The sequence below is a fragment of the Paenibacillus sp. MER TA 81-3 genome (genome assembly GCF_023713585.1).
GTDB lineage: Bacteria > Bacillota > Bacilli > Paenibacillales > Paenibacillaceae > Paenibacillus_B > Paenibacillus_B profundus.
On sequence record NZ_JAMAWB010000027.1, the window covers coordinates 35,569 to 47,893 of the forward strand.

Annotated in this window: 11 protein-coding genes and 1 pseudogene; 1 reads left to right on the top strand and 11 read right to left on the bottom strand. The window is 46.0% G+C overall.

Translation table 11 applies throughout. The annotated features are described in order from the left end of the window. Positions 1-2: 2 nt before the first annotated feature. The 4 genes from M3650_RS27260 to M3650_RS27275 all read right to left on the bottom strand — a co-directional run bounded on the left by M3650_RS27260 (position 3) and on the right by M3650_RS27275 (position 7,062). The gene (locus M3650_RS27260; protein WP_251579326.1) at positions 3-2,315 is read right to left on the bottom strand and encodes a fibronectin type III domain-containing protein; all 2,313 of its coding nucleotides are present in this window, start codon (positions 2,313-2,315) and stop codon (positions 3-5) included. Between the two features lie 545 nt (positions 2,316-2,860). Next, positions 2,861-3,406, bottom strand: coding sequence for a putative glycolipid-binding domain-containing protein (locus M3650_RS27265; protein WP_251579328.1), 546 nt, complete (start codon positions 3,404-3,406; stop codon positions 2,861-2,863). A 284-nt stretch (positions 3,407-3,690) separates the two neighbouring features. Continuing rightward, entirely contained in the window at positions 3,691-4,455 is a 765-nt protein-coding gene (locus tag M3650_RS27270; protein ID WP_251579330.1) for a hypothetical protein, read from the bottom strand. A gap of 249 nt (positions 4,456-4,704) precedes the next feature. Beyond that, on the bottom strand, positions 4,705-7,062 hold the full coding sequence (locus M3650_RS27275) for a fibronectin type III domain-containing protein (RefSeq protein ID WP_251579332.1): 2,358 nt from the start codon (positions 7,060-7,062) through the stop codon (positions 4,705-4,707). A 425-nt stretch (positions 7,063-7,487) separates the two neighbouring features. Here M3650_RS27275 and M3650_RS27280 point away from each other — a divergent pair, with 425 nt between their 5' ends. Continuing rightward, positions 7,488-7,679: a hypothetical protein gene (locus M3650_RS27280; RefSeq protein WP_251579334.1), complete on the top strand. Its 192-nt coding sequence runs from the start codon at positions 7,488-7,490 to the stop codon at positions 7,677-7,679. 8 nt (positions 7,680-7,687) lie between these two features. Here M3650_RS27280 and M3650_RS27285 read toward each other — a convergent pair whose 3' ends face one another. From M3650_RS27285 to M3650_RS27315, 7 genes and pseudogenes are all read right to left on the bottom strand, one after another. Beyond that, the gene (locus M3650_RS27285) at positions 7,688-8,383 is read right to left on the bottom strand and encodes a carbohydrate ABC transporter permease (protein WP_311295147.1); all 696 of its coding nucleotides are present in this window, start codon (positions 8,381-8,383) and stop codon (positions 7,688-7,690) included. 100 nt (positions 8,384-8,483) lie between these two features. Then, positions 8,484-9,221, bottom strand: a pseudogene (locus tag M3650_RS27290) (ABC transporter permease subunit). 20 nt (positions 9,222-9,241) lie between these two features. Further along, on the bottom strand, positions 9,242-9,688 hold the full coding sequence (locus M3650_RS27295; RefSeq protein WP_251579336.1) for a sensor histidine kinase: 447 nt from the start codon (positions 9,686-9,688) through the stop codon (positions 9,242-9,244). Continuing rightward, positions 9,624-9,872 carry a hypothetical protein gene (locus M3650_RS27300; RefSeq protein WP_251579338.1) on the bottom strand — a complete coding sequence of 83 codons (249 nt, stop codon included), beginning with the start codon at positions 9,870-9,872 and terminating at the stop codon, positions 9,624-9,626. Before M3650_RS27300 ends, M3650_RS27295 begins: the two co-directional genes overlap by 65 nt. Continuing rightward, on the bottom strand, positions 9,869-10,276 hold the full coding sequence (locus M3650_RS27305; protein WP_251579340.1) for a hypothetical protein: 408 nt from the start codon (positions 10,274-10,276) through the stop codon (positions 9,869-9,871). The genes M3650_RS27300 and M3650_RS27305 overlap by 4 nt, the downstream gene beginning before the upstream one ends. Positions 10,277-10,668: 392 nt before the next feature. Beyond that, positions 10,669-11,157, bottom strand: coding sequence for an HXXEE domain-containing protein (locus M3650_RS27310; protein WP_019420503.1), 489 nt, complete (start codon positions 11,155-11,157; stop codon positions 10,669-10,671). A gap of 46 nt (positions 11,158-11,203) precedes the next feature. After that, positions 11,204-11,794, bottom strand: coding sequence for a TetR/AcrR family transcriptional regulator (locus M3650_RS27315; protein ID WP_251579342.1), 591 nt, complete (start codon positions 11,792-11,794; stop codon positions 11,204-11,206). Between the last annotated feature and the right edge of the window lie 531 nt (positions 11,795-12,325).

Here is a 12,325-nt window from a genome sequence, read left to right on the forward strand (position 1 = left end):
CCTTATTGCGCGTGAGGGATTTCTGCAGGTGTCTCTATATGCGCCGGCCCCATGGCAGCATTGCTGACATGGACAGGATCCGAATTGTTTCTCACTCCGGCCGCTTTGATGACAAAATGATAGCTTTTGCTTGAATCAACGTTCTTCAATGTATATTTATACTCGGCTTGACCTGCGACTGCCGGGATATACAGACTCCAATTTTTGCCCACCTTATCATCTTGCTCATAAATCCTGAATCCTCTGACAGGCTCCGAGGCGCCAGAAGGGGAGTTCCATGAAATAACCGCTTTTCCGTTCTCGACTTTGATTTTGACCTGCTCGACCTTGGCAGGCTTATCGTCCGTTCTCTTGATGCTGTACTCGTCGTATTTTTTTAAGCCCTCGCCCTTGGCCGCGGTATAAGAGGTAAATTTCAGAACGTCTTTGGAGATCGAAACGTCCGTGAACATTTTTTTGAAAGGTTGAGCGTTAATGGCCGCAAAATAATCATCATACCCTGGATATTTCTCGTAGAATTTTCCACCCACGGAGTTTGTCATCAGATACACGGTGCCTTTCGGATCGACAACATGGCCATCTTTATCTTTTACAACATTTTTGATGGGCTTATCGTTCAGCATTTGATAGGATCTCATGTACATGTGGTCATGCGCTTCGAACACCATATCTATGCCCATTTCATCGAATACAGGGACCAAGTATTTTTTATAAAATTGGATGCGACCGTCTTCCCACTGCCCTGCATTGTCGCCTGCCGAATACGGACCTTTATGAAAGGATACGAATTTCCACTTCTTATCGGTCTTCGCGACTTGATTCCTCATCCAGTCCAATTGGGCATTGAATTCAGGATCCGCCCACTCCAATTCGCCTTTTTTATTGAGTCCGCCCTCGAACTGAGAGTTAAATTGCATAAAGAGCGCGTCGCCATATTCAAAAGCATATACGGATCCATCATGAGTGCCTTGAACTACGTCTTTGGGCAAGTTAAAGTGGTTGTAAAAATTATTATTTTCTGTTGTCTCATCACCGTCGTAATCTTTCACTTCATGACCGCCAAGTACGGGCACGAAAGGAACATGGGCAAATTCATTTTGCGGAATGCCTAGAAACCACTGCCATTGAGACTCCAAATCGCCATTATCCACCAAGTCCCCGGTTAAAATAAAGAACTTCGGATCGCCAATATGATCGATCGCTCTGCGGAACGTGTCTTGCCACAGCTCGAATGTGGATTTGCTGGAGGCTTGCGAATCCGAGCCTACAATAAAGTGGAAATCCTTATTAGCCGCTTGATCGGTGGTGAACGAACCGATAGGACTCCATCCATCCGCATCCCCGTTGCCTGCACGGTATTTGTATGCCGTACCCGGCTTGAGATTATTGGCTACGACCTTATGACTTGCAAATTTTGTCTTTTTCTTGGAAGCCCGATCGTTTTTTACCATAAATGTCTCGATAATCGTGGAACTCCCGGTATATGTAACCGCTTTGGCTTCAGGAAATATACCGTTCACCACCTCGGAGGCTTCAACAACCTGCAGCTTCGTGCCTGTGATGTCTTTCGGCGTGTACCATGCAAATGCCGTGCTTGTTTTGGGATTTCCATTGAGCGTCATATTTAATAATTGGGGCACTTTCTGGGAAGTGTTCGTTTTTTGCATGCCTTTGACAATGACATCCTTTATTCTGCTTGAACCGGTCTCGCCTATCGAGCCACTGCCTGATACTCTTGCATTCGAGTTCACGACCCAGCGGATATATAGCCGTTCCTGATCATCGGCATCGCTTGGGAGCGCAGCATCCGACAATGAGCCGGCAGCTTTGTAGTCCGTGCCAAGCACCAGCGCACCGTTGTTAACATCCTTCCAATTGGCCAAGTCTGTGCTGATTTGAACCTTAAAATCACGAGGCCCTGTGCTTGACGACTTCTGTTGCGAAAATAAAGTAATATGCTCCAAGCCCTTTGTCGAGAGAGTGGCAACCCACGCTTTGTTGCCTTTTCCATTGTCCCAGCCTTGGTAACGGATGCTTTTCTCGCTTTCCTCAAACGTAAAGCCCTTTCTGGAGTTCCCCCCAACCTCTTGAACAAGCGTAGAGGAATCTTTATACAGTCCAGATGCAGCGTAGAACACGCCGGGGTCGTTCTTCATGTTCTTGAATTCCCATTTCGCCACAATCTCTGTGCTAGCCGCCGCTGCCTGTTCTTTCGTCTCGCTTGCAAAGGCCATATTAGAGAATAACAACATAAACGCTAATAACATGGGGAGCGTTCGATAACACTTCTTTTGCAAAGCGCGATTAACCTGCATTCCATTCCCTCTTTCCTCACAAAGTAAAATTAAAATCTTTACCAAGAAGATGGTAGCACATTTTAATGTTATGCCTAGCCCGTTTACATAAACTATAATTTCGCGTTTAAGAGAGTCTGTTATAGCAAAAAATGAAATCGATTAAACAGGGATATCATACTCTAATTAGTTTTTTTTGTAAACAAAGAAAAGACATGTATATTATTAGTGCAGTTGATTATTTACCCGCGTCTATCCCCCTAGCCATACTCGATCCACCAACACGCGGACACCGTCGATGACTTCGGGATCATATATGCGTTTCATTTTGAACTCACTCCTCATTATCCATCTTCCTCCCAGATATTTATTTTTATTTGCTGGAAAACTTGTAGAAAAATCCCGGCAGACTCGTCCGCCATAAAGGCTGCCTTTGCACGAACATCCTGCTTAGATTCCGATTCCAGCAATTTTGCAAGGCTCGGCGAAGTGGCTGAAGCGCCATCCTACAGTCCCAAATATGCAAAAGCCGCTCATCCCAATGAAAGGGATTGAGCGGCTTTTATTTAAATTCTCAACCATTCTTTTTCATATTCTACTACTACTCCATTCGAATCCACTTCTAAGCGAGCTGTATATCCGCTTTTGATTGACTTATAAATATACGTGTTATTATTAATTCGTTCGTATGATTGCTCAAGAGGCTGAATTTCTAAGTGCGGAAAACGAATCCAAGCTGCCGTAACCGTAGCCGACTCTCCTACCGCTAAATTTAGGCGTTTAATTGGCAATACATTAGTTGAAGGCGTTACGCCGATATCAATATCTTTAAGTCCCGATAGCTTTTGCATCTCGTTCCCGTTCAAAGTCCAACGGTTGTTAATGTCCCGCAGCACTTGCAGTGTTTGTCTGCTGTTTTCATTCTGGACGCTCAGAATCACTTCACTGGTGTTTCCCTCTTGATCGCACTTGACTGTATAGTCAATAAAAGATTTTTCATTGTTTTCGCCACTTATTACTTTGCCTTCTATAGTTAATGACGTTTCAAAGGAAATATTGCAGTACTCCATCCCAAAGCCGTTCAACCGCTTCCATATAACTGTTTGCTTCATCAATAATACAACCTCCATTGGAAAAATTCAGCTTGCTGATTTCCCCCTTCGTTTTAATCCTCAATGAAGTTAATTCCTCGTTCCTTTAATTGCGCAGAATCTTCATCAGACCATGAAATGCCGAGCTTCGTTTACAACTCTAAGTTTATTAATTTCCATCGCTCATCATCACTTTAAACGACGCAGTCTGTCTGCTTGTCGCTATAACGTCCATTTAAACTTAACTATCGCTCATACATTTGTCAATAAAATGAAAACGCCGCCCGGCAACGGGCAGCGTCTCTTCATGAATTCGTAGCTGAAGCAGCCGCATCTGCAGAGGTGTCTCCACCTGGGGCCTTATGCTTAACACCACCTTTGCTTTCTACGAATTTCTTGATGGAATCGGTCATACCATCCTTGAGCTTGCTGATAAGGTCATCCTCGCTGATACCTTTGGCTGTTGCAATATCAAGAATCGATTTATCGGCTTTCAGTTCAGTTCTCAGTTCTTCTTGAGTAATACCCATAATTTGTGTCAACACTTCAGGGTTGCCGATTCCCATACCGCCATGACCGCCACGTTTTCCTTCATGTCCGGTAACAGGACCCGTACCTTCAATTTGCTTCGTCAGCCGCTCAGACAGACTGGACAGAATTTTGTCCGCTTGTTCCTGTGTCACCTTGCCTCCGGTCACCTCGGCGTTAATGGTTTCAGTCTCGGCAACAATAAGCTTTTGCAGGTAGTCCTCTTTGCTTAACCCGCTCGCTTCGGCAACTTCCACTAACGTTTTGCCTTCTTTGAGACTAGCCGTGATGGAAGCTTCATCGACATTGAGTATCGTAGCCGTTTCTTTTACCACATTGCCATGACGCCCGCCTTTTTCGCCGAAGCCGCCGCGTCCTTTGCCATCCTGCGCATGCCGGTCTGCTTTCAGTTGTTGAACGGAGGTGCTGTTGGTTGCATCCGATGCTGACTCGGCGAGCACATAATTTTGAACAGCTCCGACTCCGATAACAAAAGCCGCGATCATTGTGCCTGTAGCAATTTTTTTACTAATTGGTTTCATAGTTGTCTTCCACCTTTTCGGTTTATTTTTGTTTCCTGCTTACAACACCAAGTTTAGGCTCCTTACCTGAATTGCACATTAGGATAAACTGAATGTTAGCTGAGCATATTCTGAGAAATGACTGAAAATAAAAGATGATTTAACGATGGAGAAGTATAAAGAAGGAGCAACTAACAATATCAAGTCAATTGGAGGTGTTTCCAAACAACAAAAGGAAAGCCGCGGCATTTTCAGCCGCGGCTTCGTTCATTAATGCGATTCGGCAGGATTTAGGCTGCCGTTGGCGCCTTTATCGTACGAGTTAATTTCAAAGGTAATAATTTTATCATAGATAATGACATCTTTGCGTTGCTTGAACGGACCTTTATTGTTGCCGTGCTTATCGATAGAGAACGTGATTGGTCCCGTTCCGCCAGCCCGGCCTTCATACCAGCTTATGAATGCGTTCACTTCCGTCATGGACAAGTCGTATTCTTTCTCCGCCCCGTTTACCAGCGTAATCCGGAGCAGAGCCCGTTCTCCCGGTGTTCCCGGTTCACCAGGTTCCGGGCCTGGATTGTCTCCGGCCTTCGGCATGACGGCAACTTCGTTCGAATTCGCGCTCTCCCCTGCTTCGTGCAAAGCCGTCACGACATAATAATAAATCTTCCCGTTAACGACATTGGTATCGATATATGAATAAGTGCTCGAAGTAACGGTCGCAATTGTCGTATAGGAACCGCCTGTGGTATCGGAACGTTTCACATTGTATCCGGTTGCAGCATGTACCATATTCCAACTCAACATCGCTCTCGCATCCCCTGCAGTTCCAGTCAAAAGAATGTTCTCTGCAGGTGGCTCAGCAGTTACTTTGCCAAATACGTTCCACTCCGCCACCGTCGAAAAGGAGCCTGTCGTCTTCAGTACCACCGTTGCCACGTCTGCAATAGGTGCAGGCAGCGATTCGACACTGTCGTTGGTGACTGGCTTATAGGAAAGCAGTAAATTGTGGTTCGCGTCGTAAAACTCGACCACTGCATCATGGCCGGTATACTTATTGACAATGACGCCTGATATTTCTGCCGGTGCGGAGAACGTGTGCCAGACCAACTTGCTTCGATTCACCTCATATGCAGTCGACGGATTGTTGTCTGTCAGCAGCCGCACATTTTCCGTCGGATTAGCCAAAGAAGCTCCTGCTTTCAACGTGAGTCCGTCCAGCAGACCGCCCGTATACTTGGTAGCGTTCGGCTTAATGCTCTTCTCGCCGGAATGGGCGCTCTCGCCTGCTTCGTTAACTGCGCTTACGACATAGTAATACATAACGCCGTTGCTTACGGCCTTATCCGTATAAGCCGTGCCCTTCACATTCGATGCGAGCAGGGCGTACGGTCCGCCGGGAGATGTTGCCCGCTTGACATGGTACGATTTCGCACCGGTCGATACCCATTCGAGCGTTACCGTCTTATCGCCGGCCTGTATCCAATTGATGGTTGGTACAGAAGGCGCAACCGAAGGCGTAGTGAATAGATTCCACTCTGCAACCGTGGAGAAGGAGCCTGACGTCTTTAGTACCACCGTCGTCACATTACTGACCGGATCGGGCAGCGATTCTACGCCGTCATTGACCACAGGCTTGTGGGTAAGCAGCAAATTGTTGTTCGCATCGTAAAACTCGATCATTGCTTCATGGCCGGTGTACTTATTAACAATGACGGCTGAAATTTCCGTCGGCGCGGAGAACGTGTGCCAGACCAACTTGCTTCGATTCACCTCATATGCAGTCGACGGATTGTTGTCTGTCAGCAGCCGTACGTTTTCCGTCGGATTAGCTAAAGACGCTCCCGCTTTCAACGTAAGCCCGTCCAGCAGCCCGCCCGTATATTTGGTGGCATCCGGCTTAATGCTCCTCTCGCCTGAATGGCCGCTCTCTCCCGCTTCGTTGACCGCGCTTACAACATAGTAATACATAACGCCGTTGCTTACGGCCTTGTCCGTATAAGCCGTGCCCTTCACATTGGGAGCTAGCAAAGCGTACGGTCCGCCGGGTGACGTTGCCCGCTTGACATGATACGCTTTCGCCCCTGTCGAGCCCCATTCGAGCGTTACCGTCTTATCGCCGGCTTGGATCCAATTGATGGTTGGTACAGAAGGCGCGACCGGAGGTGTAGTGAATACGTTCCACTCTGCAACCGTGGAGAAGGAGCCTGACGTCTTCAGTACCACCGTCGTCACATTACTGACCGGATCGGGCAGCGATTCTACGCCGTCATTGACCACAGGCTTGTAGGTAAGCAGTAAATTGTGGTTTGCATCGTAAAACTCGATTATTGCTTCGTGGCTGGTATACTTATTAACAATGATGGCTGAAATTTTCTCCGGTGCGGAGAACGTGTGCCAGACCAACTTGCTTCGATTCACCTCATATAAAGTCGCTGGATTGTTGTCTGTCAGTTGCGTCACCGCATTACCTGCCGGCTGTCCTATGGCGCTTCCTGTTGGCAGCGCGATTCCGTCCAGCAGGCCGCCCGAATATTTGCTTGCCGCGGCGTTCGCAGGCGCGGCGTGCATCAAGCTTGCAATCAACGTCAACACTAAGCACAACCAACCGAATTTGCTCAATTTCATCTTATCTCCTCCTAGAATATAAAACGAAAGTTATAATATGTAATTACAAATCCAGTATATAACATAATCTTCATTTATACTACTATAGTCTTATATTAAATTATATAAATAGGTATTTTGAACTCTATTAAAGTTGATTTTTGAGTGATTCCAGGAAAAAACGGAACAAACAGCAATCTACACACGATGCGGGAAATACGAACACACTACAAAAATGTACTTTTCAATTTCACTTAGAACAATTATTTACTATTACCGAGCAAGTAATCGTAATATTAGTTTACATAATATATATTATGACAAAGGCACACGCTAATGAGTTTACTGGTCTGTCCCTAAGCTATAGTACATTCATGATGCAAGCTACTGCAGCATAAGAATAGAACACCACGATCCATACTTATTTAACCGATGGAGGGTTCCCTATGCCCAAGTCTGTCAAACAGCTGATTAACGAGATCGACCTCTGGAAGGATGCGTACCATATCCGTTACGAGCCTTTACAAGGAGGCTGCACGAACGATACGTACAAAGTGACAGCGGATGAAGTCAGCTATGTGCTGCGGATGAACGACCAACAAAACACATACTTGCAGTTGGACGCCCCATGGAATTGAAAGCGTTGTCAGAGGCGAATCCCTTTCACGAAAAAGCGCTGCAAGAACGGATAGACCAGCATAATCGGCAGCGCCCCCAAGAAGATCTGGGCCGTTCGAAGCAGCGGATAATTATCCGGTGAATTCATGTACAGAATTCCGTCAAACCACGAATTCCAATGTCCGACGACCGTGAACAATCCGATGGTAGCAATTGCCGGCAAAGACACCGGCAAATAGATGCGCCACAATGAATCCCAATGGCTAGCGCCATTGATAAAAGCCGCCTCTTCCAGATCGTGTGGTACGCCGCGAAAGAAGTTCAGCATCATGACGGCATTCCAGACGTTCAGCGCTCCCGGGAGAATGAGCGTCCAGCTCGTATCGATGAGCCCGGTATCTTTCACGACCATATAGGTCGGGATAAGACCGCCGCCGAAGAACATCGTAATGGCGAAGAACCAGACATATACGGTGCGGAACTTGAATTGACGGTTCTCTTTCGACAGCGGATAGGCAGTTAAGAAGACAAGCAGCATATTCAACAGCGTCCCGATCGTCACCCGCTTCACCGATACCCAGATTGGATTCAGAAATTCTGCCTTTTGCGATAAATATTGATACGCTTCCGTCGTGAACCCAACGGACCACAGCTTCACTTCCACTGCCATCGCCGCCGAATTGGAGCTTAACGAGATAGCCAGTAAATGAATAAACGGCAACACGCCGATGAGTGTAACGAAGCTAAAATTTACGGCGTTGAAAAAAGGTCTTGCGTCCCAAGGATGATTTGTAGTGCATTCGCGCTCACTCCCCTCTTCCCGATTAGAAAATCCGATAGTTGCTGAACCGATACGCCATATAATAGGACACCGAGACCAGAAGGAGCGAGATGGCCGATTTGAACAGGCCCATGGCCGCCGCAGGCGAGAATTGCATATCGAACAGACCGAGACGTTACACGAACGTGTCGATGACATCCGCATATTTGTACACCGTCGGATTGTACAGAATGAGAATCTGATCGAAGCCGGCATTCAGGATGCCGCCGATGCTTAACGTCGCGAGCAAAATAATTATCGGTGCCATGCCTGGCAGCGTTATATTGCACATTTGCTTCCATTTTCCGGCTCCGTCCACTTCGGCAGCTTCATATAAGTTTTGATTGATGCCCGTTATGGCCGCCAAAAAAATAATCATGTTGTAGCCCATTCCCTTCCACACTTCGGAACCGACGAGAATGGACACGAACCACGGTCCGTTCCCCATGAACATAATCGGCTCGAATACTTCACTGAATAACAGAGCCAAGCCCTCTACAATGGCTGGTTCATCATCAACGATCAATAACCGATACATGATTCTCCCCCCGAGTATTTGTTTGCCGCTACCCATTTGTTCGGGACGACAAGGAATCATTAAACGCACGGCGAGACCACCGTGCTCACTTCGCCCGACGCGCAGACCGCTCTGCTCACCGAAATGAAGAATCAAACGCCGGTGTACATTCAGCAGCCCGGTCGTCTCCGGTTGCTGTCCCGCGTGATCCAAGCGGTTCTGCATCTGCTCCAGCTGACGGTCAGTCAGATTATCCCGTTATCCTCAACCACGACATACAGCGCTTCCGCCCCGATGTCGAAAGAAATAAATAAGGTACCTCCGGCGAGCTGCTGCTCTAACGCGTGTTCGAACGCATTTTCCAAAACAGGCTGCAGCACCAAACGCGGAATAAATACGTGCTCCAATTCAGGAGGGGGCTGCTCCGTTACGACTTGGATGCGATTGCTAAAGCGAATGGATTGGATGTCCGCATACACCATCGCATGCCGATACTCCTGCATCAGCGATACTTCACTGGCACCATCACGGGTTACATATTGATAGTAGCTCCCGAGCTTCTGTGCCAATACGGCCACAGTATTCGAATCTCCGGCTTTGCTCATCCGGTACAGATTATAAAAGCTGTTATAGAGGAAATGCGGATTGATTTGCGATTGCAGCTGCTTCAGTTCCGAAAGCTGTAGGCTCATCACGCAGAGACAACGAATGGATGCGCTGGACCGACAGTTGCACCAGAATATCGTTGATCTCACCCGCACCACTGATATAATCGGCATCCATCTCTTCCAGCTTGGGAAGTCCCTTCATGAGCGCCGTCACATCCGCCAGATCAGACTGTGATTGCACGACGATTCGCGATGCATCATCAATCATAAATACACCTGCTCTTTGATACGAGCCTGTAAGATATCGTCTCCGCCAGCTTCTCTTTTGACAGCTCCAAATATGAAACGATGCTGCCTCGGTTCCCTGTCATGATGAACAAGATGCGATCGTTCCAAGCATAGATTGGCTGCATAGAATGCAAGACTTTGCAGATCGGAGTTGTGGATAAGCTGCAATTGCAAATTGCGGATAAACGAGATTTGTTCATTCAATTGGTTCGTATAAGAGGAAACATTTTTCGCCAAAGAACGCTCGGCTTTATCGCGAAGATGGTTCATGCTTGTCCAATTAAAGACGAGACTTATACCGTAGATGGGCATGACGAGGATGAGAAACACGATGATCATCTTTCGATACACATACATAGGAGTTCGTTTGCGCCATACTTTCATGCCATTTGCACCTGCCCCTAATCAACAACAAAAAAAGCGGTGTTATTTCCGGTCGACAACACCGTAAACGCCGCTTCTTTGTTTCCGATTATACATGGGACTGCCCAAATGTAAACTGATTTTTATTTAATCGCACTTATAGAGGTTGTTCAAAAAGTCCGCTTTTGATCACGAAGTCACTCAGGAAGTAACTCGGCATCGAATCTTGCATTCACTCTCGAAGTCCGCTGCTCATGTAGTCCCGTCTACACTGTGCTGCTCCTTACAAGTTTTGCAATGCAAAACTCACTTCGGAAGCATACGCTTCGAGTTCCAGTAACCTTCTCGGTGCTGAAAACCGACCTTTTTGAACACGCACTTATATTTAACTACATTAATTTTATTCAAATACTTTAATACGTTATCAGTTTTTTCCCTATTTTAAAATATAAAGGGATGGTTGATAATAAAATCACTCCAACACATATCGTACCCACTATAAAATTTGTTACTGTTATCGTATTTGTATCAAAACCAGCTTTTAAAATTAATAGATTCGTAGGAATAATGACACCTATTCCTGTCAACAATCCAGGTGAATAACACCGTTCAATAATCGTCGAAATCAAATGAGGGAAAATAATATTAAATATCATTGAACCCAAAAACCCGAAGTAAGCATACTTCAATATCACATTCGAAGGATAAAAAATATATAAAACGGTTATCAAATACGCTAATGCAGTAACTACAAATAATCCGAATAAAAACTGATCCTGTTTAACAGGGGCATGCATTTTTACTTTAGTTGCTTTTAATGACTGTCGTATTAACCAAACGGCTTCTTCTAAATTATGTATAGTGATTGCAAACAAAAACAAAATAAGAATGGAGCTGCTCATTTTTTGTCCCCCATTTCAATATATCTTGTTGTAAACATTCGTTCCCTCACTTCAAGCCGTTCACTATAAAGCGGGTCGTATAAGCGGCTACAGCCTCTACACTTTCCTCTTTGCCTTGCATATCCGCCGACTCGAATATGTCATCTATAGATGGAGCTATTCTAGTAAAAATCAACGAACCGATGATAAAGTGCAACGTATGTTTCAATGATTCAAAGTCAAAGCAACCTTTTTCCCTTCCTGCTTCCAAAATACGGCGAAGCTGCATCCATAGCGCGAACAAGTATCGCTGCAGCTTTTCCATTCTGGGACTCTGCATGATGATTTCCTGCTGCAGCAAGTTGATAAGCTCCGGCTCCGCCATACGCAAGCGCACGAACTCGCCGATAAAGGCGCGCAAATCCTTCTCGGGATTTTCCAATTCGTATTCGGTATTCAAAAAGTCCGGCGCGAATGCATCAAACAAGGCATAGAATACATTCTCTTTGCCCCCGAAATGATACGACACCAGCGCCAACGCCACTCCAGCCTCGTCGCAAATTTGCCGCACGGTCGTCCCCTCGAAGCCTTTGCGGGCAAACAACACCTTCGCTGCATCCAAAATCTTCATTTTTACATCTTTTTCATCCTGTTTCATTGAAGCCCTCCTGACCTTATCTTCTCTTAGATCCAAGCAGCATAGGAGTATATTTTTTGAACAATTGTTTTGAACGTTTGTTCAAATTGAACATGCATAAATAATACTCCTGCCTTGCCGCTTTGTCAATACGATTTATACAGGGGCTCTAATGTGCTGCCGCTGTCATCTTCCCCATTCAAGTTCGGGTGGCCAATATGGCAAGGGCGGATACCATCAGCATGTAATCGGTATGAAATTATCAAGCTCTGAATGAGGATGCGCCGCGCCCAGAAAGCGGTGATCATAGCGCTCAAAGCCATAGGTATAGACTAACTCATAGCCTGATTGGGCCAACCAAGTGCCATTTTGCGAAACGAACAAAGCAGCCTAGATACGTCTTTATAATGACAACGTATTTAGACTGCTATTATGATGCATGTGAATTTTCCGCGTTCTTCTATTTGTTCGTTCTTTTTAGTTTTCTTTGCCTATAGACAAGCACAATAAATGCAACCGTTAAAAGTATTGACTGAGTGCTTGTATCCACAG